This window comes from Kitasatospora sp. MAA19 (assembly GCF_029894125.1).
Classification (GTDB): Bacteria; Actinomycetota; Actinomycetes; order Streptomycetales; family Streptomycetaceae; genus Kitasatospora.
Map to the genome: position 1 here is coordinate 56633 of NZ_JARXYZ010000012.1, position 22593 is coordinate 79225.

Below are 22593 nucleotides of genomic sequence, written 5' to 3' on the forward strand. Positions count from 1 at the left end.
TCGCATCTCGGGCAGTGGAGCCCGACGGCGTGCGGAGGGCACACCGTCTTCCCACGTGGCCCGGCGGCTGGTCAGCGGGAGCGCCGGAGCCGTGAGATCGACTGACGGTCAACGGCGGGCGGCGGCCGTCAGGCCGGCCAGGGCGAGGAGCGTCCAGGCCGCGAGGTAGGTGAACGCGGTGCCCGGGGAGCCTGGTGCAGCAGATCTTCCAGCTTCAGTTTCTGGGCCTGGAACACGGGGAGGAGTGCGGTCCGCTGCTCGGGTGAGAACTCGGGGAGCCGCCGTCCCAGGAGCCTGCAGGTGCGGAGCCATTCGACGAGTGCGGGGTCGGCGGTCCATTGCACGATCCGCTCCTGGATGTCGCCGAAGGACCGTATCCAGTCCAGGGCGGAGTCGGGGTGCTGCGAGGGTGCGCACAGCGCGTTCTTGGTGTCGTCGTCAGCGTAACTCGCCTCGACGTGGGCGGTGACTGCGGCGCTGAACACTTGCTGGCAGGGAATCACCGCCTGCAAGGTGATGCGCGCTCGGTCGAACACCGGCACCTTCGGCCGTCGCTCCAGACCGTCGGCGGTGCAGTCGATGTAGAGGGTGCCGGCCTGCGCGGGAATGGTGGCCTGGTCGAGTTCGACCGCGGTCTCGTCGATGCGCTTGACCCTGCCGTGGCGGACGATGTCGCCGATGCGGCGCAGCTGGTCGAGTTCGGCGCGGGCGACCGTCGCGCAGCGGTAGGCGGTGGGCTCGACGTCGGGCGACAGCCGCAGCAGCAGGCCGCGGTCCTCCAGCCGGGTGAACAGCTCTTGGATCGTGTCAGCGCCGGCCACGGCCTCGCGACGGGCTGCTTCCGTTTCGCCGTCGGAATTCCCCGGCTGCAGGTTGGCGCGGTCGAGCAGCCACGAATCGCGCGGCATGATCCAGGTGATGTCGGCCGGATCGGTGCCGCGGCTGAGCAGCCACAGGCAGGCGTCGATGCCGGTCTTCCCTGCTCCGACGACGGTGTAGTGGGACGGCTGGTGCTGCAGGGCGGGCAGCTGGTTGGGGGTGATCAGGCGGACGCCAGGGGCGACTTCGTACGTGGGCGCCACCATGGCCGGCACCGTGACGTTCATGTAGGTGGCGTCCACGGTCCGCCGTTTGACGGTCACCTCGAACTCGGCGCCGCTGACGGTGGAGTGGAAGCGGTGGACGTCGGGCCGCTGCGGATCGGGGCCGTCGTAGCACGACTTGGGGAAGTAGGAGACACGTCCGGTCGGCAGGAGTGTCCTGCGCATCACCTGGTCGAGGTAGGTCAGGATCTCGCCGGCCGAGGCCAGTTCGTGCATTCCGGCGTTCCAGCCGTCCTGGTCCACCGCGCCGCTGCCCAGCTCGCTGGAGTTGACGCCGTAGAAGGCCGACGGCTGGTGCAGGCGTACGAAGGGGTAGGCGACCGTCCAGTGACCGCCGGGCTGGTCGTAGCGGTCGACGATGGCCACCGTCGCGTCGGTTTCGGCGACGAGGGTGTCGGCGAAGGCCATGCCCATGGCCCCGGCGCCGATGATCAGGTAGTCGACCTCGAGAGCTGTCGGATTCAACGGATGCCGTCCTTCCGTGGTGCTTTTCGAAGGTGGGAGCCGACCGTGCCCGGCGCGGCCCGCGGTTACTGGTGGAACGCCGCAGCAGAGCCACGACGGGTGAGGACGTCTCGTTCGCGCGATGTCCGGCCGTCAGGCCCGGCGCACGAGGCGGACCCGGTGGACAGGACCGCAGCGAAAAGGCATGACAGCAGGGGCCGTTGACCGCACGCGGTGGCTCGGCACACCGCTGCGATCACGGCCACGCGCGGATCCCGGGCCCTATGAGGAGCGGGCCATCGGGCCCTGCGAGGAACACCTCGGGGTTGACGGAAAGGCTCAGGAACTGGAGGGGGTCACGCCGGCGACTTGCTCCTCCTCGGCGGCCGTGAGGGCGACCACCGGCATGTCCGTCAGCCCGGGGCGCACCCGCAGGCCGTCCAGGACGATCGTCAGCTGGCGCCTCCACACCGTGCTGGAGACCGGCTGGGTGTGCTGTATCACGCAGCTCAGCATGTAGAAGACGAGTTGCATGTCGGTCGTCGCCAAGTCCGGCCGCAGCAGGCCGGCGTCCTGGGCGCGACGTATGACCGCCTCGGCTGCGGGCACGAACCTGCGACGAGCCTGCGCCACCAGCGGACGGCCTCCGACCTCGGAGAACACGACTTCTCGCAGTCCGCGGTCGGCCGCCATCTGCTCCAGCGCCATGGTCAGCAGGCCGACGACCCCGTCCCAGGGGTCGTCACTGGCCAGAGCCTGCTCGGCTGCCATCGTCAAGGCTTCGACACGCTCTTCGAACAGCTCGTTGATCAGTGCTTGCTTGTTGCCGAAGAGCCGGTAGGAAGTCGCCACTCCGACGCCGGCATGGCGAGCGATGTCGTCGAGGTTCACCCCCAGCCCCCGCTCGGCGAACACCTCCCGAGCGGCCTGGAGCGTGCGCTGCCGATTGGCCTCGGCATCGCGTCTCAGGCGCCGTGCGCCACGGGGTGCGGATGAATCCGTTCCGTCCATGAACCCACACTAGCACCATTTGGAGTTGGCAACTCCACTTATGTTGTGCCGCCTTGTCCTCCCGAACAGCGGATGCGCGGCGGGAGCGTGACGGACGGTCAGGCGGACCATTCGTGGTCGTCGACGTCATCACCGGTCGCCCGGCCGGGTCGCCAGTTCGGTCGCCGCAGCTGCCGCTCAGGGCGACCCGGATCGACGCCGATGGAGTGGAGGCCGCCGAGAGGCGTCGTGCGGGCGTGGCCGGGGCCGAAGCGGAGGCGTCTGCCGCTCCGCTTCGGCCCCGGCCACGTGCTCAGGACAGGACGGTCCAGCTCTGTCCGGCCGCGGTGGAGCTGGCCGGGTCGGTCATCACGGTCGAGCCCGCGCCGGTGCCGGAGGCGTCCAGGGTCAGGCCGTTGCCGACGTTGGTGATGGTGAGTGCGCCGGAGCCGTTCTGGGTGACCTTCCACTTCTGCCAGGGGTTGTTGGCCGAGGGGTTGAGCAGGTACGCGCTGCCGACGCCGCCGCCGGCGGCGAGGACGGTGTGCACCTGGGTGCCGGTGGTGCAGTTGTCGGTGATCTGGACGGTGCCGTCCGCGTTGGGCGTGAAGAGCCACTGCTCGGCGGGCTGGCCGTTGGCGTAGGTGTTGACGACGGCGTTGCCGCCCACCGCCGCGCTGCAGGTGCCCTGCACCTGGAGTGCGAGGCCGCCGGTGCCGCTCGCGCTGATCGCGTGGTAGCGGCCGTCGCCGACGATGCCGGTCTGCGTGTTGCCGCTGCCGCCGTTACTGCCGCTGCCGCCGCCGGTGATCCGGTAGAGCGCGGTGCCGTGGGCGGGGATCCAGTTGCCTCCGATGGTGCCGGTGGTGGTGCCGGTCGCGCCGCTCCAGATCTCGCGGTAGGTGTAGGAGCTGCCGGTCAGCCCGAGATCGGCGAAGGTGGCGCTGGGCATGGCCCAGTTGTTGGGGTCCTGGTTGACCAGCGCGACGGCGAGGTCGCCGTTGGCCAGCCGGCGCTTGAGAATGACCGGGGCGGTGGCGGAGGAGGGCGGGTTGCCGACCAGGGTGGCGGGCTTGGCGAGACTGTCCTGGTCGATGGCGATCACGTCGGGGTTCTTCATGATCGCCAGGGCGGAGGCGCTGATGCCGGTGGACCAGGTGTAGCCGTTCCCGGAACGCTGGGAGTCCGCGGTGGTGCGCAGGTCGGCCCCGGAGATGAGCGGAGCGGCCATCATCGACAGGATGGACAGCTCGGTGCGGGACTCGTCGTCGGTGAACGGCTTGTTGCCCTTGTAGGTGTCGGTGACGCCCCAGATGCCGTTGACGTCCTGCCAGCCGGCGAACATCATGTCCAGGTCGTTCCAGCTGCCGGGGTGGACGTTGCCCGGGTACTTCAGGGCGGTCTGCAGCTGGCCGTTGTAGAGGACGCCGTCCAGTTCGCTGTCCCGGTCACCGCCGATGCGGCACATGTTGGCGACCTGGCCGCACCACACGCCGGTGGGCGAGTAGCCGGGCGCCTGGTGCGGCTGGGTGCCGGCGGCCTGGATCAGCGGGTCGGTGCGAGCCGGGTCGTTGGCGCTCAGCAGGTACGGGATGCCGGTGTGCGCGGGCTGCGCGGACAGGCTGAGGGTGACCTTCGGCTTGCCCTGGGCGGCGGTGGCGGCGTCCAGGGCGTGCTGGAAGGTCTGGGTGCGGGCGTAGATGGACTGGGTGAGTTCCTTGCCCTCGCCCTGCGGGTAGTAGGCGTAGCCGTCGGGGCCGGTGATGGTGGGGCCGTAGGGGCAGTCGTCGTACTTGACGAAGTCGACGCCCCAGGAGACGAAGTCGGTGGCGTCGGTGGCCTCGTGGCCCAGGCTGCCGGGGTGGCCCTGGCAGGTGGTGTACGTGTCGGTGGCGTACAGACCGAGCTTCATGCCCTTGCTGTGGGCGTACCAGGACAGGTACTGGATGCCGTTCACCGTCGCGCCGTTGACGGCCTGTGCGGGAAAGTTGTGCGGGTCGGGCGCCAGGTGTCCGCTGGTGGTGTCGTTGCCCGTGCCGTCGGTGCCGGAGACCGGGTTGCCGTTGTTGTCGTAGAGCTGCATCGCGTTGTCGGCGGTCTTCGCGAAGTCCGCGCTCTGGCCGTCGCGGTGGCGCATCGACCAGCCGTCGTCGATCGTGACGGTGTTGTAGCCCGCCTGCACCAAGCCGTTGGCGGACATGAAGTCGATGGTCTGCTTGACCTGTTGCTCGTTGACCTGGGTGCCCAGGCTGTTCCAGGAGTTCCAGCCCATCGGAGGGGTCAGGGCGTTGCCGTTGCCGAGGGCGGCGGCCGAAGTGGCGCCGCTCAGGGTGAGGGCGCCGAGACCGGAGGCGGCCAGCGCCATGGCGGTCAGGGCACCGGCGAAACGGTGAACGGGGATGCGCATGTGGGGGCTCCAACGTGGGGGATCTGGCCGGGCGTTCCCTTGCGCGTGCCGGGCCAGGAGGGGCGGGATTCCTCGTGCGCTGAGGCGTCGTCGATCACGGCGCGACTCCGGAGAGGGGGGCGAGTCGCATGCGCTCGAAGCGGGTGTCGGGTGACCGGCCCCGAATCGGCACCTGCCGGTACGGCCGGATGTGGCGGGGTCGGGCGAGCCGACAGTGCTGCTTCGCGGGGCGTCGCAGCCGACGGGGCACAGCACGAGGGTGGTTGGGCGTGCCGACGAAACGTCAGCGGTAGTGCCATACGATATTGCACTGGTGGATGGTCAACAAGAGTCAACACAATCAATCGACTTCGATCAGGATTCCCCGTGGCTCGGCCGAGGTGATCCGCGGTGCGCATGCCACCAGGCCCGCCGGCACGTCATGTGCAGAGTGCGCCGGAGGCCTGCCAGTTGGAGGGGTCCACCATGATGGCGGGGACGATGGTCTCGCGCGGGAGGTCCTTGTGGCCCTTCAGCCGGTCGACCATCTGCTGGACGGCGAGTGCGCCGACGTCGGTCCCCTTGATGAGCAGCGCGGCCCGCATCGCGCTGGGCTTGCCGGGCAGCCAGTCCTTGCAGGCGAGGTACGCGCCGATGCCGATGCCGATGACGTTGTCCGGTCCGAAGCCCGCGTCGCTCAGGGCCTTGATTCCGCCTTCCACGTTCTCGTCGTTGCAGCCCCAGACCACCCAGTGCTTGACGCCGGGGCTGGAGGCGAGGGCGTAGGCGGTTCTGCGGCGGGCGTCCTCGACGGTGTTGGCCGTCCCGACCTTCGTGTTCTTCAGCACCGCACCGGCGTGGACGGAGAACGCGTCCGCCGCCGCGTTCACGCGGTCCCGGCAGACGGGGATGTCGTTGTTCCAGATCGAGAGCATCGAGGTGTCGGCGGTCTTCCAGCCCGCTCTGGCGTACTCGGTGGCCGCGCGTTCGCCGACCGAGGCGCCCATGGTGGCGCCGTTGAACCCGACCCGGGGCACCAGTCCGTTGGGGAAACAAGCGCTGGGATCGGGGTAGTCGGCGCAGATCTGGTCGTCGGTGGAGAGCAGCGGGATGCCGGCCTGGCGGGTGAGGGCGACGAGTTCGGGGCCCACGGACGGGTCGGGCACGACGGCGATGAGGCCGCGCGCCTTCTTGGCGACGGCGGTCCTGGCCTCCTTGAGCGCGCGGTCGCGGTCGTTGCCGAGGTCCACGACGGTCAGGTCGACACCGAGTTCGGCGGCCTTGGCCTTGGCTCCGGCCGCCTCGTCGATGAAGTACCCCTGGTCGCCCTGCTTCTGCAGGAAGGTGATGGCGAGCGGGCCCTGGCTCGTGGTGCCGGGCCCCTCGGCCGAGCACCCGGCCAGCGCCAGGGCGAGGGCGGTCGCACCGGCCGTGGTGAGGGGGGCGACCCGGCTGCGACGGCGGAAGAACACGGAAACGCTCCAAGGGCAGGACAAGAGCCTGAGTGTTTGAACGTTCAAAACACCCAGAACCGAACGGAGTCGAACGCGATGGTGACAGGAAACGCCACGTTCACCCGGCGGTCAAGATCTGGCGGCCCGCAAGCTGCGGGCCGATACCCGCTCGTTACGGGCGCATGTCCGACGACTTGAGTCGGCCGGGGCGAGCCACTAGCCTGCGCCTGCTTCTGTTGAGTCCTGTGCAGGTTCTGTCAATATCCGACATTACCGAACATCTCGCACCAGGGGCTCGCTCTGGCATCCCCCACTGCCCTCCACTGTGGAGCACCCATGCGCCTACGCCTGCGCCCATCCCCTCGCGCCCTCGCCGGCGCCCTGCTGTCGCTCGCCCTGGCGAGCTCGAGCCTCGGTGCCGTCGCGCTGAGCACGGCCACCCCGGCCGCCGCCCTGGACAACGGCACCGCCCGCACCCCGCCGATGGGCTGGAACTCCTGGAACTCACTCGGTACCAACGTGAGCGAGCAGCAGGTCAAGCAGACCATCGACTTCATGTCCGCCAACGGCCTGGTGGCGGCCGGCTACAACACCGTCACCATCGACGACGGCTGGTCGCTCTGGCACCGCGACGGCCAGACCACCGACCTGGTGCGAACCTCGTACGGTTCGATGCAGCTCTACGACGCCGCCGGCAACCCGGTCGCCGGCACGGACGGCACCGGCAACGACCCGACCTCCGGCCACCTGATCCCGCGCCCGGACACCTTCCCCTCGCAGACCGTCAACGGGCAGACCGTCAACGGCATCCAGTACCTGGCCTGGTACGCCCACAGCAAGGGCATGAAGTTCGGCCTGTACGGCACCGACACCTACCTGACCTGCCAGATGCACCCCGGCAGCCTCGGCCACGAGTCCACGGACGCCGCCGACTTCGTGTCCTGGGGCGTGGACTACGTCAAGTACGACGACTGCCCGTACGGCCCGCAGATCGTCGGCCCGGACGGCCACAACTACGGGACCCAGGGCGAGGGCAGGGAACTCACCCAGTCCATGTACGCCCGAGTGCAGACCTTCCAGCGGGCGCTCGACGCCGCCTCCGCCGCCCAGGGCAGGCCGAAGGTCGCGCTCAGTGTCTCGGCCCAGCCCGTGCACACCGGCGTGCCGTACCTGCTCAACGCCAGCGACCCGGCCCGCACCGACCCGGTGATCCGGGCCGCCGGCACCCCGCAGTACCAGTCCCCGGGCTACGCGCCGACCGGCGTCTGGTGCGGGCAGGTCGCCAACCTGTGCCGGATCGGCGGTGACCGCGCCAGCGACCTGAACGGCGTGCTCTACGGCGGGCAGCTGCAGACCGCGCTGCAGTACCCGGGCAACGTCCGCCCGGGCAGCTGGAACGACCTGGACATGATGTTCGCCGGCTGGCAGGACGTCTACGGCTCCTGGGGCGTCACCGACACCTGCGCCTGCCACAAGCCGTTCACCGACGACGAGTCCCGCACCGAGATGTCCATCCTGTCGATGATGGCCTCGCCGCTCATGTCCGGCGCCGACCTGCGCAACTCCGCCGACGCCCAGCACACCGACGGAGGCACCACCTGGTCCACCGGCATCACCGCCTCCAGCCTGGCGATCATGAAGAACGCCGACGTCATCCGGATCGACCAGGACGCGCTCGCCAAGCCCGCCACCCTGGTCGGCGCCGCGCCCAGCAGCAGCACCGCCCCGGTGATCCTCAAGCGCCAACTCGCGGGCGGCGACACGGCCGTCCTGCTGGTGAACCAGGACCCGAACAACTGGCAGACGATCGGCAGCAGCCTCGCCTCGCTCGGCCTGACCGGCAACGGCTACACGTACAAGGACCTGTGGACCGGCGCCACCGGCACGGTCGCCGCAGGCGGCACGGTCGGCGGCACCTGGGTCGCCGCGCACGGCGTCGCGATGTTCCGGCTCACCCCGCAGGCCGCCCCGGTGACGGCGGTGATCGGTGACGGCACGTACCACGGGATCGGCGCGGGCGGCACCGGCGGCGAGGCCCTGGAGGTCCAGGGCACCTGCAGCGCGGCGGACGGTGCGATCGTCGACGTCAACACGTGGTGGAACACGCACACCTCGGAGCAGTGGAAGTTCGCGGCGAACGCCGACGGCACGGTGCACGTCACCGACAACTGCGACACCGGCACGCAGGTCCACGGCACCCTCACCGCACCCGGCTCGGCCGGCGCGGCGGCGTACGTGACCAACGGCTACGACCCGAACAACGCCTACCAGAAGTGGCGGGTCGTCCAGAACGCCACCACCGGCGCGCTGACCGTCACCAACGTCGCCACCGGCCTGGTGCTGGACTCCCCGCACTCGGCGGCCACCTCCGCGGTGGTCACGGACCAGCCCAACTCCGCTGCGGGGCAGGCCTGGACGATCCTGTCCTGACCCGACACCGCCACCGTCCACACCCCGCTGGGTGGGCCCGGCCCCGGTCGTGTCCACCCAGCGGTCACGGGTCGACCACCCGTCGAGCACCAGGAGAAGGACAACGACTCGCACACGTATAGTCACAAGTTCCACCACCAACAGACGCACCCGAACGGTCGGGCCGTCGGGCCGTGCCGCCTGCGGACCGGCCGCGTCCGCGTGCGTACCTAGGAGTGCCACGTGACTGACAACGCACAGCTGCTGGCGCGGCAGCGGCGCGAGATGATCCTCGAACGGCTCCGGCAGCGCGGCGGGGTGCGGGTCAACGAACTCACCCGCGAGCTGGGCGTCTCGGACATGACCATCCGCCGGGACCTGGACGCCCTGGCCCGGCAGGGACTGCTGGACAAGGTGCACGGCGGTGCCGTCCCGGCCGGCGCCCCGAGCAGCCAGGAGCCGGGCTTCGAGGCGAAGTCGTCCTGGCAGCTGTCGGCCAAGCAGGCGATCGCCCGGGCCGCCGCCGAACTGGTCCTGCCCGGAATGGCCGTGGGCCTGGGCGCGGGCACGACCACGCACGCCGTCGCCCGGGAGCTGGCGTCGGTGGACGGGCTGACCGTGGTGACCAACTCCCTGCGGATCGCCGAGGTGTTCGAGCAGGTCGGCCCGGGGGCGGGGGTCGGGACCACCGTGCTGCGCACCGGCGGGATCCGCACGCCCTCCGACGCCCTGGTGGGCCCGCTCGCCGACCAGGCGATCCGCTCACTGCACGTCAACGTGCTCTTCCTGGGCTGCCACGGCATCTCCGTGGAGGCCGGGCTGACCTCGCCCAATCTCGCCGAGGCGGAGACCGATCGGGCGTTCATCGGCTCCGCGCGCCGGGTGGTCGTGGTCGCGGACAACACCAAGTGGGACACCGTCGGACTGGCCACCTTCGCAACCCTGGACCAGGTCGACGTGCTGGTCACCGACGACGGGCTGTCCGCCGAGCGCCGGACCGCCGCGGGCGAGCGGGTGGGCGAGGTGATCGTGGCGGAGGCCGTCAACTGATCATCGCATGAAGGAAGTTGGGAAATCGACTCCAGGCCGGGAGAGCGGGTGGGGCGGAGCCGCATAGCTCCGATGGATAACGGGAACGTCTCGAATTGACGCGAGCGCAACGAAGGCTCTTGACGAACGCCCGGCTGGGGAGTTTCCTGTGCGAGCACGTTGGATCAAGTTCGGTTCTGATCGATTGTGTTTGATTCAATCCGTGCCAGTTCCGCGGGATCCGCCGCGGGATCTTCTCCCACCCTCTTCTCCTTACCGGGAGCTTTTGCATGTTCATGCGTCGTCGTAGTCGGGTTCTGTCGGTCGCCCTGCTGGGCTGTGTGTCCCTCGTGGGCGCGGTGGGGTGCTCGACGGGTCAGCAGTCCTCGTCGGGTGCGGGTGACACCGCAAAGGTCGACGGCAAGGTGTCGCTGACGTACCTGCAGAAGCAGGGGGACCAGGAGTACTTCGTCGGCGAGGCGGCGGGCGCGAAGGCGAAGGCGGCGGAGCTGGGGGTGGACCTGAAGGTCGTGAACCTGGGCAACGACGCCAACAAGACGGTCGGCGAGGTGCAGTCGGCGATCGCCCGCAAGAGCAACGGGCTGATCGTGGTCGTGCCGGACCCGGCGGTGGGCCCGCAGGTCGTGCAGACCGCAAAGGACGCCAAGGTCGCCCTCCTCACCTCCGACGACCAGATCTGCGCCTCCGGCCCGGCCCCGGGCGCCTGTGCGAAGGGTGATCTGGTCGCCCGGGTCGGGTTCAGCGGCGAGCAGATGGGTGGAGAGGTCGGCAAGCGGGCCGCCGCCGAGTACAAGAAGGCCGGCTGGAACGCGGCCGACACCCGGATCATCTCCGCTTGGAAGCAGGACGTCACCGTCTGCGGCGACCGCGTCAAGGCCGCCAAGGACGCCTTCGCCCAGGCCGCGGGCGACGGGGTGAAGAACATCGACGTCGCCACCGACAACACCCCCACCGGCGCCCAGGACAAGACCGCCGCCACCCTGACCGCCAACCCCGGCGTCAAGCACTGGATCGTCTGGGGCTGCAACGACGAGAACGTCCAGGGATCCGTCACCGCCCTGCAGAACGCCGGCGTCAGCCCCGACGACATCGCCGGCGTCGGCCTCGGCGCCTACCTCGCCTGCAAGGACTGGACCAGCGGCAAGCCCACCGGCATGAAGGCCGCGCTCTTCATCAACGGCAAGGACGTCGGCGCACTGGCCGTCCAGACCATGTACGACAAGCTCAAGAACAGCAAGGACTTCCCCGCCGAGGCCTTCGCCCCCACCACCATGGTCGACGCCGCCACCTGGCAGGCCACCGGAATGACCTGCAGCTGACGGTCCCGCACCAGAACCGTCCGATCCGCACCTCCAGCGAGGCACACATGACCGCACCCGAGTCCCCGCCCGGCGCCGGACCGTCCCCGCAACCCGCCCTCGGCCTGGCCGCCGAGAACGTCGGCAAGACCTTCGGCAGCGTCCGGGCCCTGCACGGCGTCACCGTCGCCTTCCCGCCCGGGCAGGTCACCGCCCTGATGGGCGAGAACGGCGCGGGGAAGTCGACCCTGCTGCGCATCCTGAGCGGCGATCACCGCCCCACCGAGGGCGAGGTCCTGCTCGACGGCGTCCCCCTCGACCTCTCCTCGCCGACCGACGCGCGCCGCGCGGGCATCCGGATCATCCCCCAGGAGCCGGAGATCATCCCGCACGTGTCGGTCGCCGAGAACGTCTACGCCGGCAGCCTCCCGCGTCGAGCCGGCCGCCGCCTCGACCGCGCTGAACTACGCCGCAGGATCACCGCCGATCTCGCCGCACTCGGCTTCGACCAGGTCCTCGACCCTGACCTGCTCGGATCCGAACTCACGGCCGCACAGCGCCAGTTGGTCGAGATCATGCGGGCGATCACGGGCACCGTACCGCCCCGGGCGATCGCCTTCGACGAGCCCACCTCCTCCCTCTCCGAGAACGAGGTGGAGGCGCTGTTCGCCCTGATCGGCCGGCTGCGCGACCAGGGCATCGCGATCGTCTACGTCTCGCACCGGATGAAGGAGATCTTCCGGCTCGCCGACCGGATCGCCGTCCTGCGCGACGGCACCCTCACCGGCGTCCTGCCCGCCGCCGAGACCGACGAGCGCGAGCTGGTCCGGCTGATGGTCGGCCGAGACCTGGCCGGCCTGTTCGTCCGTCAGGACGTCGCCACCGACCGGGTGGTGCTGGATGTCCGCGGCCTCACCACCGACGACGTGCACGACGTCAGCCTCCAGGTCCGGGCCGGCGAGGTGGTCGCCCTCGCCGGGCTGATCGGCGCCGGCCGGTCCGAACTGGCCCTCGCCCTCGCCGGCGACGCGCCGGTCCGCTCCGGCGAGATCCTCCTCGGCGGCCGGGCGGTGCGACTGCGCTCCCCCAAGGACGCGATCCGGGCCGGCCTGGGTCTCGCCCCCGAGGAGCGCAAGGCCCAGGCGCTGTTCCTGCACCGCTCCATCCGGGACAACACCTCCCTGGTCAGCCTCGACCGGCTGCGCCGCCGACGCTTCGTCAAGCGCACCGCCGAGAAGCAGCTCGCCCAGGAGTACGCGGACCGGCTGCGGGTGCGCGCCCCCTCGATCGAGACAGAGGTCCGCACGCTCTCCGGCGGCAACCAGCAGAAGGTGGTGCTCGCCCGCTGGCTCGCCCGCCGCCCCGAGCTGCTGATCCTGGACGAACCGACCCGCGGCGTCGACATCGGCGCCAAGGCCGAGATCTACCAGATCATCGCCGACCTGGCCCGCGACGGCGTCGCCGTCCTGGTGATCTCCTCCGAACTGCCCGAGGTCCTCGGCCTGGCCGACCGGATCCTCGTCATGCAGAACGGCCGGGTCACCGGCGAGCTCGGCCGCGCCGAGGCCTCCGAGGAGGTCGTCCTCGCCCTGGCCATGACGGACGACCTCGCCACCGGCCCCCGTACCACCGACACCGACGCCACCACCGGAGTTGCCCGATGACCACCCCCTCCGCCACCGCCGACCAGCGGCCGCAGGCCCCGGCCGGGCGCGCGCGGCCGACTGGTCCGCGGGCGCTGCTCGACGCCGTCGGTGGCCAGAACCTCATCCTGCTGCTGGCCCTCGCGGCTGTGCTCGCCCTGTTCGGCTCGCTCAACCTCAACTACCTGAGCTGGAACAACATCCAGGTGATCGCCGAGGCGGCGACCATCGCCGGGCTGCTCGCCGTGGTCCAGACGGTGGTGATCATCTGCGGCGGCCTGGACATCTCGGTGGGCTCCCAAGCCGGCCTCGCCTCCGTGGTGAGCGCGATGGTGTTCACCTCCACCGGCTCCAGCGCGCTGCTCGGCATGGGCGCGGCCGTGCTGGTCGGCGCCGCCGTCGGCCTGCTCAACGGTGCCGTGATCATCTACGGCCGGGTCAACCCGACCATCGCCACCCTGGCCGGACTGGCCGCGTACAAGGGCGTCGCCCAGCTGATCTCCGACGGACGCGCCCAGGGCTACGTGCTCGGCGACCCGCTGTTCGTCTTCCTCAGCCGCGGCAGGATCGCCGGCCTGCCGACGATGGTGTGGATCCTCCTCCTGATCGCCGCCGCCGTGCACGTCCTGCTCACGTACACCGACATCGGGCGCAACATCTACGCCCTCGGCGGCAACGACACCGCCGCGCGACTGGCCGGCATCAACCTCAACAAGTACCTGCTCTCGGTGTACGCGCTCACCGGCATGGTCGCGGCCGTCGCCGGCGTCCTGCTCACCGCGCGCACCGGCTCCGGACAGCCCACCTCCGGCAGCGAGGGCCTGGAACTCCAGGCCATCACCGCCGCCGCCCTCGGCGGCTGCGCCCTCAAGGGCGGCAAGGGCGGTATCGGCGGCACCCTGCTGGCCGTCGCCCTGCTCGGAGCCCTGCAGAACGGCCTCACCGTCCAGGGCATCAACACCTTCTGGCAGAACGTCGCCCAGGGACTCCTGCTGGTCGCCGCCGTGGTCATCCAGCAGCGGCGCGGACGCGAGCGGGCCGTCGGCCTGCCAGCCTAAGGAGTCTCCGACAGTCCGCGCCGGGCGAGCGACGCCGGGCGCGAAGTGTCGGACACGCCCCAGCCACCCCCCTGGAGGCCGCCTCCGCCCCCCACCGGAGGCGGCCTCCGCCATGGGCGCCGCCGACCTCCACGTGGACAGTGACGTGCCCAGCGGCGGCGGCCTGTCTCCTTCGCGGCACTGGAGGCCGCAGTCGCCCCGCTGCCGGTGCCCACCGCCTGCGCTGAGCCCGCGCCGTCCGGTGCGGCGTGCGGCCGCTCATGCGCCGCGCCGGACGGCGCGCCCGACCCCGATGGAGCAGACGTGTCCACCGCGCAGACCGCCCGCCCCGCCCAGGTGCTCTTCAGCCGGACCGCGGTCGTCGCGTCCTGCCTGGGCTTCGTCCTGATCGGAGCACTACAGGCGCTCTACGGGCCCTCGATCCCCGCCCTCCGAACACGCTTCGGCCTCAGCGAATCCGGTGCCGGGCTCGGCCTGGGCGCGCACTTCGTCGGCGGCGTCAGCGGCGTGCTCATCTTCGACCGGCTCCACGGCCGCGTCGGCAACCGGACCGTGCTCGGCGCCTCCTACGCCCTGATGGCCGTCGGCGGCCTGGGCTTCGCCCTCGCTCCGACCTGGCCGCTCGCCCTGGTCGCGGCGCTGGTCACCGGGCTCGGCTTCGGAGGCATCGACTACGGCCTCAACCAGCTGTTCGCCGTCGGGTTCGGCCCGCGCAGCACGGCCATGCTGAACCTGCTCAACGCGCACTTCGGGGTCGGAGCCATCGCGGGCCCCGCGCTGATCGGCGTGTTCGGCGGCGACCGCCACCCGGCGGTGTTCGCCGCGCTCGCCGCGCTGTCCGCCGGGCTCGTCCTCACCGTACGCGGCGTGCGCGACGACCGGCCCGAGCCGGCCGCGCCGCAGGGCGCCGCGCCCGCGACCGGCCGCCGCGCCACCGCGGTTCTCGCCGTCTTCGTCCTCCTCTACGTCCTGCACGTCGGCGTCGAGAGCGCGATCGGCGGCTGGGAGCCCACCCACCTGGAGGCCGTCGGCCACCAGAGCGAGATCGCGGTGGCCGCCACCTCCGGTTACTGGCTGATGATGACGGTCGGCCGGTTCCTCGTCGCCCCGCTGGTCTCGCGCTGGTCGGCACCCGTCGTCGTCACCGCCGGCTGCGCGGGCATGACCGCCTGCCTCGCCCTCGCCCCGGTGTCCGCACTCGCCCCCTACGCGTACGCCGGAGCCGGCCTCTTCATCGCGCCGATATTCCCCACCGGACTGTCCTGGCTCAACCAGGCCGCCCCCCGGGCGAGCAGGGCCGGCGCCTGGGTCATCGCGGCCTCCATGGTCGGCGGCGTCGCCGCCACCCCCGCCCTCGGCACGGCCATCGACCACCTCGGGATCACCGCCGTCCCCGTGCTCCTGACCGCGCTCTCCGCCCTCTGCCTCGCCGCCGCCTGCTGGCTCACCCACGCCACTCGGATCCGGCCCGACACTGCCGTTGCCTGACGACGTCAAGCGCTCGCGGTGACGTCGGAGGGGCGCGGTCGTCGGCCCGGTACGCATCCTTGGGCGGGGTTGTCCGATCATGCGCGACTGGGGGCGGTGGTGCCTTGAATCTCCGGTGATCCCCTGCTGTTCGGCCCGTAGCTTTCAGCCGGCTGCCAGGACTTCCACACCGCGCGCCGTAAGCGACTCGACGACGGCGTGGTGGGGGTCGGCGTCGGTGATCAGTCCGCTGATGTCCTCCCAGGGCAGGACGCGGAACCGTGATGCCGTGCCGATCTTCTCGGACGAGGCGAGGATGTAGGTGTCCGCGGCCCGTGCGGCCAGGGTGCGCTTCATCGCGGCCTCCTCGGCGTCGCCGGTGGTAAGCCCCGCGTCCGGGTGGACGCCGGTGACGCCCAACAGGCAGAGGTCGGCGGAGATGTTCTGGGCGGCCTCGACCGCGGCCGTGCCGCAGGCGACCGCGGAGTGCTTGAAGATGCGGCCGCCGAGCAGGAAGACCTCGGCCTGCGGGTGCTCCAGCAGCGCGACCGCGACGGTCGGGCTATGGGTGATCACGGTGCAGTCCAGGTCCGGCGGAAGGGCCTGGGCCACAGCGAGGGCGGTGGTGCCGCCGTCCAGGATCAGGGCGCTGCCCGGCCGCACCAGCGCGGCGGCCACCGCGGCGACCTTCTGCTTGCCGTCGGGGGTAACCGTCTTCCGGGCGGTGTAGTCCGCCACGGCCGGGGAGACGGGCAACGCCCCGCCGTAGACACGCTGGCACAGTCCCTCGGCGGCCAGGTCGCGCAGGTCGCGACGCACGCTGTCCTCGGAGATGCCCAGGTCTGCGGCGACGTCCTTGGCGACGATCCTGCCCTGTCGGGCGAGCAGGTCCAACAGGTGAGTACGTCGTTGAGCGGCCAGCATCCACACTCCTTCATGGTTTTGCACGTTTCTGCATGTATCGTAGCGCGCCATGACCGACAAACCGATGCTCATCCTCATCGCCGGGCCCTACCGTTCCGGCACCGGCGGCGACCCGCGGGCCATGGCCGCCAACCTTGCCCGCCTCGAAGCGGCAGCGTGGCCGGTCTTCGCCGCCGGCCACGTGCCCGTGATCGGGGAGTGGGTGGCCCTGCCCGTCCTGCGCTCGGCCGGCGCGGGCCCCACGGACCCACTCGCCGACCAGGTGCTCTACCCGACCGCCGAGCGCCTGCTCGCCCACTGCGACGCCGTGCTCCGGCTCCCCGGCGACTCCACCGGAGCCGACCAGGACGTTGCCACGGCCCGCCGTCGCGGCCTGCCCGTCTACCACGACGTGGCCGAGATCCCGCGCCGCAACCCGAAGGAAGGCACGGCCTCGTGATGGCCCGCCCCGGCATCGACACCCCAGACCACCGCGGCCGCACCGGCCTCGACCGGGACGGTCGCGGCCTGGACCGCAACCCCGACATCGTGGTCCGCGACGTGGAGCTCACCTCCCAGGGCTGGCACGTCCTGCGTCGTACGACCTTCGACTACCGCCGCCGCGACGGGCGTTGGGAAACCCAGCAGCGTGAGACGTACGACCGCGGCAACGGCGCGGTCGTCCTGCCGTACGACGCCGAGCGCGGCCGCGTGCTACTCACCCGTCAGTTCCGCTACCCGGCCTACGTCAACGACCACCCGGACGGCATGCTCGTCGAGGCCGCCGCCGGACTGCTCGACGGCGACGACCCGCTCGCCGCCATCCGGCGCGAGGCCGCCGAGGAACTCGGCGTCACGCTCGGCCCGATCGCCCACGTCCTCGACGCCTATATGAGCCCCGGCTCGGTCACCGAGCGCCTGCACTTCTATGCCGCCCCCTACGCCCCGGCCGACCGCACCGGAACCGGCGGCGGTCTCGCGGAGGAGGGCGAGGACATCGAAGTACTCGAACTGCCCTTCACGGAGGCTCTCGCCATGATTCGCGACGGACGCATCGCCGACGGCAAAACGATCCTGCTCCTGCAATGGGCTGCCCTGGACGGACCCTTCGCCCGCGCCGCCGGCACAGGCTGACACCGCCGCCCTCGGTCGGCCCTGCCTTGGGCACGCCCCTGAGCTCCGTCACCCACCGCGAACGCGGACCACGTGCCGGTCTCCGAAGGCGAGCGCCCGCAGTTCGGCGGCCCGATGCGCTGCGAGGTGTCCTGGCAGCGAGTCCCGGTGCTCGGCGGGGACACGCCCTGGCCAGGTGGGTGCGGATCATCTCGGGGCTACGCCGTCCGCATCGCGGCCACGATGGTCATCCGCCGTACCCGTCGGGCCGGCAGTACGGCCGCGCCCAGCCCGATCAGCACGGTCAGCGCCAGCACGCCGGCCACCGGGAGGAGCGGCGGCCCGCCCACCGTGCCCGCCGTCGAGGTCACCGACCGCGCCGCGACCCACCCGTACCCGAGCCCGAGCACCGTCCCGACCAGCGCCCCCGCCAGCGAGAGCAGCAGGGCCTCCAGGGTGAGCATCCGTCGCAGTTGCTGCCCGGACAGACCGATCGCGCGCAACATCCCGATCTCCCGCGCCCGTTCGCTGACCCCGAGCATCAGCGTGGCCGCCACCCCGATCCCCGCGATGGCGACGGAGAAGCTCAGCAGCGCCATCGTGATCAGCATCATCCGGTCGAGCAACGAGCGCAGCGTCTGGGCCTGCACCGTCGTATCGGTGACCTTGACCTGGGAGTAGCCGGCCAGTGCCCGGTCCATCAGCTGCCGGGCGGCGAGCCGGTCGGTGCCCTCCGCAGGGCCGACCCACGCCGTGGTGACGGCCGCGTCCGGCGCCAGCCGGTCCAGGGTCGTCGGCGTCACGTACAGCACGGCCCCCGACTGCAGGGCGAACGGAAGCCCACTGCGGCCGTCCTCGAACCGCAACACGCCTGCGGGGCGCCCGGCCGACGTCACCCGGTGCTCGCCCGGATCGCCGCCGAGCCCGTTCAGCGCCGCGCCGTCCGACAGCCCACGCGCTCGCGCCACGCCTTCGGCGGCGGGGTTGAGCGCTGCGGGATCGGCGGTGACCACGAGCGTGCTCCGGCCGTCGACCTCCACCGTGGCCGAGCGGACGGGCGTGACCCGGAGCCGGCGCTCGCCGGCCAGTGCGCCGAGCGCCCCGGCAGGCACCGGTCCCTCCTCGGCGGCCACCGAGAAAACGGCCGGCTGCCGGGCCGAGACCAGCGGCACCAGCGAGTTGCCGGTGATCCCCAACGCGGTGACCGCGCTGACCATCACCGTGACCCCGAGCAGCAGCGCCGCACCGGTCGCGCCGGTCCGCCCGGGGTTGAGCCGCAGCTGCTGCGTCGCCAGCCGCCCCGCCGTCCCGCAGAGCCGCCGTGCGGGCACCCCGAGGACGCCGACGATCGGCGGCAGCAGCCGATGGCTCAGGCGCAGCACGCCGAAGAAGCTGGCGATGGCACCGATCGTGGCGGCGAGCAGGGACAGCGGCGGCCCGGCCAGGGCCCCGGCGGCCAGCATGGCGCCGCCGAACACCAGCAGCAGCCCGGAGAACACCGCCTTGCCCAGGCGCTTCGGCCGGTCGGCGGCCTGGTGCGCGCCGCCGAGCGCGGCGATCGGCGGCACCGCCGAGGCGGCCTTCGCCGGGCCGCGTACGGCCAGGACGGTGAGCAGGACGCCGAACAGCGCGGCCAGCGCGCAGGTGGCCGGAGCCGGGGTGAGCGAGATGTGCACCGGTCCGAGGTCCGCCAGGCCCGCCAGCGCGGTACCCGCCGCGCACAGCGCCGTACCGAGCAGCACCCCGGCGGCGGAGGCGCCGGTGCCCAGCAGCAGGCCCTGACGGCGGATCACCCGTCGCACCTGCGCGCGGTCGGCGCCGATGCAGCGCAGCAGGGCGAGCTGGCGGGTGCGCTGGGCGAGGACGACCGAGAAGGTGTTGCTGACGACCATCCGGGCGACGGCGAGCGCGATGAGTACGAAGGACAGCGCGGCGATCAGCACGACCCCGTAGACGGTCCGGCTCTGCCTGGTCGCCTCGGCGACCGAGGCGTCCCTGGTGCGGACCTCGGCCTGCCCGTCGAGCGCCTGGCGCAGGGCCTCGGCGGTCCGGGTGCGGGAGGCGCCGGGGGCGAGCCGGAGGTCGAGCTGGGTGCCGGTGATCCGGGTCGCGTACCGGTCCACCCGGTCGGCCGGGACGCCGATGACGGGACGGCCGGCGAAGCCGGGCGCGCCCCGGCCGTCCAGGGTGCCGACGAGGACGGCGTCGTCGGTGCTTCCGTCGGCCCGGGCCAGCCGGACGCTGCTGCCGGGGCGGGCGTCGATCCGCCGGGCGGTGTCGGCGTCGAGCAGCACCTCGCCGGGTGCGCCCGGCCACCGGCCGTCCTTCAGCAGCTGCCAGCGCAGGGCGGGGTCGGCGGCGATCGAGCTGACCACGGCGGCGTCATCGAGCGGGCGCCCGGCCGGGGTGAGGACACCGCCCTGGCCGACCAGCCGCAGCGATGCGGCCGCCACGCCGGGCACCTGGCGCGCGCGGGCGGCGGTGGCGTCGCTGAGGGGCTTCGGCACGGACCGGCCCTCGGTGGCCGGGACCGCCTGGAGATCCCCGGGGCCCACCTCGGCGGCGGCCGTCTGGCTGTAGGAGTCGACCAGGGCACCGCTTCCGCTGACCGACGCGATCAGGAACGCCACGCCGACCGCGACGGCCAGGCCGGTGAGGAGCAGCTGTCGTAGCTGCCCGCGCAGCTCGGCCACGGTGTACCTGTATGTCGTCATCGTTCCTCGCGCTCACGTCTCCTGATCGGATACGCACCGTCAGGACTGCTCGTCAGCCTAGGAACGGAAGGAGCGATTCCCGTCGGCGCGCAGTCGGGTTTCCGGCTCGGCCTGCAGTAGTACGCACCCGATCCGCCCTCCTCCTCCGGATGTATGACGACCCTGATCGAACGAGCCGGCCGCCACGCCGTCCCGGGCCGTCGGGCTGCCCGATCGGGCAGCCCGGATTGCGCCGCCGTCTGCCCGCTGCGCTCTTCCGTCGCGACGCTTCCTGCGGCATGGTCGCTCCCAACTCCCAAGGCGATGCAAGAGATCTCGTTCGAACGGATCCTTCATGCGGCAGATCACCGAGTCCCAACGGAACGCCGGTTCCGACCGCGAACGGGCCGAGCCCCGCGGTGCCGGTCGGACGGCCGGCACGCGGACGGCCGGCACGGCCGCCGCCGGACGCGGCAGGCCGCTGCGGGCGGGTGCGCCGGGTGTCCTGCAAGGGTCGATCGGGAACGCGGCCGTCGCGCGCATGGTCGAGCGCGAGCGGCACGGGCACGGCGCCGACCCCGGCCACGGCGCCGTGCAGCGCTCCGGGGGCGGCGAGGCGGGCGCGTCCGACGCCGTGCGGGAGGCCGCGAGATCGGCCGGGCGCGGCGGCCATCGGCTGCCGGGCGATGTGCGCCGGACCATGGAGAACGCCTTCGGCACCAAGCTCGACCACGTCAGGGTCTCGGTCGACGAGCAGGCCGCCGCGGGCATCAACGCCAAGGCGTACACCGTCGGCGACAACATCGTCGTCCAGAGCGCGAGCGTCCTGCGCGACGTCGAGACGATGGCCCACGAGATCCACCACACCACCCAGCGCGACGCCCCCGCCGGCCTCAGCGACCCCGACGACAGGTGGGAGCGCGAGGCGGCCGACATCGGCGCCCGGGTCGCCCGCGGCGAGAGCGTCCAACGCTGCGCCGCCGACGGCGAGGAGCACGACGGCGCCGGGCCGGGCGCCGCGATCCAACGCCGCGTCGGCTTCGAGTTCGAGTCGCAGTGGCGGGTACGCGACCACGACAACCTCACCGACGAGGACGAGCAGGCGTACCAGGACGAGGTCGCACGGCGTGACGGCCTCCTCGGTGCGAAGATCCTCATGAACATGGCCCGCAAGCAATACGGCGATCTCCTGGACCAGACCGAACTGACCAGGACCCCCGACGAGCTCCAGAACGAGTGGCTCACGGCCCTGCCGCGGACGGGGCCGACCGACGCCCCTCGGTTCGCGGCCACCGCCGCGGGCCGGGCACGGCTGGAGCGGGCGCAGCAGGAGAAGCCCACCGAGTACGCGAAGTGCGTGGAGGACGCCGCCTACCCGCTGATGGCGAACGGCGAGATCCGGGAGACTCCCATCCGCGGCCGTGACGTCCCCAAGATGGGTGTCGTCGGCCGGGGTGCGGACTACAAGCTCACCTCGGACGTCAGCCCGACGGGCGGCTCGGCCCTGGAATGGGTGACCGAACCGCTCACCACGAAGGACGAACTCCTCCACGTGATGGGCGAGATCACCCGGGTCTCGGCGGCCCTGGACGCCAGGAAGGACCAGGAGTCCTTCCCGCTCCAGGAAGTGGAGCTCGGGGGCTTCACGGCGGACCCCGGGATCATGGTGTTCCCGCTGCGCGGTGAGATCGTCTACGCGCCGCAGATGACCGGCGGTTTCAAGCTCGACGAGCTGCCCCGGCTGCTGAAGTACCTCAACGTGCCGGCCAAGCGCCCCTGGCACACCTTGGGCTCCGCCTTCGACCGGCGGAAGGAGGCCGGCGGGGACCTGCACGTGGACACCCTCGTCGAGGTCGACCGCGTCCGCCGGCAGGCCGAGAAGCAGGCCAAGGGCCTCGGCAAGGAGGTCACCGGCGGTGAGCCCACGGCCGCGCTGGTCGGACTGACCACGCTGGTCGGCAGCTACCTGGTGTACGGCAGCAAACTGGGGCCCAGGTCGAACTCGAAGTCGATCGCGGGCGGTCTGATGTCCCGCACGTCCTTCGCCCACAACTTCACGCTGCTGCCCCTTCCGTTCCGGATCCACTACCGCGCGCACCCGGAGGAGTTCGCCGCGTTCATCCTGCGGGCGGCCGGCTTCGACCCGACCGACCGGCAGGCCCGGGTGTACCCCGAGACCGTCGAGCACGGGGACGCCGGCGATCGCCGGGAGCGGGCGATCCCGCTGACCCGCCACCAGTGGCTGATGGGCATGCCGGCCGGCAAGGACCTGCTGCGGAAGTACACGCACCTGACCGAGGTGGAGAAGGCCGAGGTCACCGAGGAGGACTGGGTGCACATCCACGGCTCCCTCGGCGCGCTGGGCTCGGTGGACGACCAGGTGGGCGGGCTCGGCAAGGAGGAGACCGCCTTGGTGGCCGAGCTGCGCCGGATGAAGGACGAACTGCGCACCCCGAACCTCATGCCGCTCGCGGTCGCGGCCTTCGACCTGGTCCAGCGGTTGAACGAGGGGAAGTCGATGACGTACAAGAAGGAGAAGCCGTAGCGCCGGCCGTCCGGGGAGTGGGACCGGTCGGTGTCGC

Annotated in this window: 15 protein-coding genes; 9 read left to right on the plus strand and 6 right to left on the minus strand. The window is 71.7% G+C overall.

What is annotated here, in order from left to right:
* Window positions 1-128: 128 nt before the first annotated feature.
* The 4 genes from P3T27_RS19770 to P3T27_RS19785 form a co-directional block, all read right to left on the minus strand.
* Window positions 129-1568: an NAD(P)-binding protein gene (locus P3T27_RS19770; RefSeq protein ID WP_280680401.1), complete on the minus strand. Its 1440-nt coding sequence runs from the start codon at window positions 1566-1568 to the stop codon at window positions 129-131.
* A 318-nt stretch (window positions 1569-1886) separates the two neighbouring features.
* Window positions 1887-2558 (minus strand): TetR/AcrR family transcriptional regulator, encoded by a 672-nt coding sequence (locus tag P3T27_RS19775; protein ID WP_280680402.1) that lies wholly within the window; start codon window positions 2556-2558, stop codon window positions 1887-1889.
* 292 nt (window positions 2559-2850) lie between these two features.
* Window positions 2851-4944: an alpha-galactosidase gene (locus P3T27_RS19780; RefSeq protein WP_280680403.1), complete on the minus strand. Its 2094-nt coding sequence runs from the start codon at window positions 4942-4944 to the stop codon at window positions 2851-2853.
* A gap of 419 nt (window positions 4945-5363) precedes the next feature.
* Window positions 5364-6395 (minus strand): substrate-binding domain-containing protein, encoded by a 1032-nt coding sequence (locus P3T27_RS19785; RefSeq protein WP_280680404.1) that lies wholly within the window; start codon window positions 6393-6395, stop codon window positions 5364-5366.
* Between the two features lie 318 nt (window positions 6396-6713).
* Between P3T27_RS19785 and P3T27_RS19790 the strand changes: the two genes are divergently transcribed.
* The 6 genes from P3T27_RS19790 to P3T27_RS19815 all read left to right on the plus strand — a co-directional run bounded on the left by P3T27_RS19790 (window position 6714) and on the right by P3T27_RS19815 (window position 15323).
* Window positions 6714-8807: an RICIN domain-containing protein gene (locus P3T27_RS19790; protein ID WP_280680405.1), complete on the plus strand. Its 2094-nt coding sequence runs from the start codon at window positions 6714-6716 to the stop codon at window positions 8805-8807.
* 222 nt (window positions 8808-9029) lie between these two features.
* Window positions 9030-9836 (plus strand): DeoR/GlpR family DNA-binding transcription regulator, encoded by an 807-nt coding sequence (locus P3T27_RS19795; protein WP_280680406.1) that lies wholly within the window; start codon window positions 9030-9032, stop codon window positions 9834-9836.
* A 275-nt stretch (window positions 9837-10111) separates the two neighbouring features.
* On the plus strand, window positions 10112-11155 hold the full coding sequence (locus P3T27_RS19800) for a substrate-binding domain-containing protein (protein ID WP_280680407.1): 1044 nt from the start codon (window positions 10112-10114) through the stop codon (window positions 11153-11155).
* A 47-nt stretch (window positions 11156-11202) separates the two neighbouring features.
* A complete protein-coding gene (locus tag P3T27_RS19805) occupies window positions 11203-12798 on the plus strand; it encodes a sugar ABC transporter ATP-binding protein (protein ID WP_280680408.1) in 1596 nt (531 codons plus the stop codon).
* Window positions 12795-13835 (plus strand): ABC transporter permease, encoded by a 1041-nt coding sequence (locus P3T27_RS19810; protein WP_280680409.1) that lies wholly within the window; start codon window positions 12795-12797, stop codon window positions 13833-13835. Before P3T27_RS19805 ends, P3T27_RS19810 begins: the two co-directional genes overlap by 4 nt.
* Window positions 13836-14138: 303 nt before the next feature.
* Window positions 14139-15323: an MFS transporter gene (locus P3T27_RS19815; protein ID WP_280680410.1), complete on the plus strand. Its 1185-nt coding sequence runs from the start codon at window positions 14139-14141 to the stop codon at window positions 15321-15323.
* 144 nt (window positions 15324-15467) lie between these two features.
* On the opposite strand, the gene P3T27_RS19820 is transcribed toward P3T27_RS19815, so the two are convergent.
* The gene (locus P3T27_RS19820; protein WP_280680411.1) at window positions 15468-16226 is read right to left on the minus strand and encodes a DeoR/GlpR family DNA-binding transcription regulator; all 759 of its coding nucleotides are present in this window, start codon (window positions 16224-16226) and stop codon (window positions 15468-15470) included.
* A gap of 49 nt (window positions 16227-16275) precedes the next feature.
* Between P3T27_RS19820 and P3T27_RS19825 the strand changes: the two genes are divergently transcribed.
* Window positions 16276-16665 carry a DUF4406 domain-containing protein gene (locus tag P3T27_RS19825; RefSeq protein ID WP_280680412.1) on the plus strand — a complete coding sequence of 130 codons (390 nt, stop codon included), beginning with the start codon at window positions 16276-16278 and terminating at the stop codon, window positions 16663-16665.
* Complete coding sequence (locus P3T27_RS19830) at window positions 16662-17339, plus strand: NUDIX domain-containing protein (RefSeq protein ID WP_280680413.1); 678 nt, start codon at window positions 16662-16664, stop codon at window positions 17337-17339. Before P3T27_RS19825 ends, P3T27_RS19830 begins: the two co-directional genes overlap by 4 nt.
* Before the next feature lie 197 nt (window positions 17340-17536).
* On the opposite strand, the gene P3T27_RS19835 is transcribed toward P3T27_RS19830, so the two are convergent.
* Complete coding sequence (locus P3T27_RS19835; protein WP_280680414.1) at window positions 17537-20032, minus strand: ABC transporter permease; 2496 nt, start codon at window positions 20030-20032, stop codon at window positions 17537-17539.
* Between the two features lie 334 nt (window positions 20033-20366).
* Between P3T27_RS19835 and P3T27_RS19840 the strand changes: the two genes are divergently transcribed.
* The gene (locus tag P3T27_RS19840; RefSeq protein WP_280680415.1) at window positions 20367-22556 is read left to right on the plus strand and encodes a DUF4157 domain-containing protein; all 2190 of its coding nucleotides are present in this window, start codon (window positions 20367-20369) and stop codon (window positions 22554-22556) included.
* Window positions 22557-22593 lie beyond the last annotated feature (37 nt).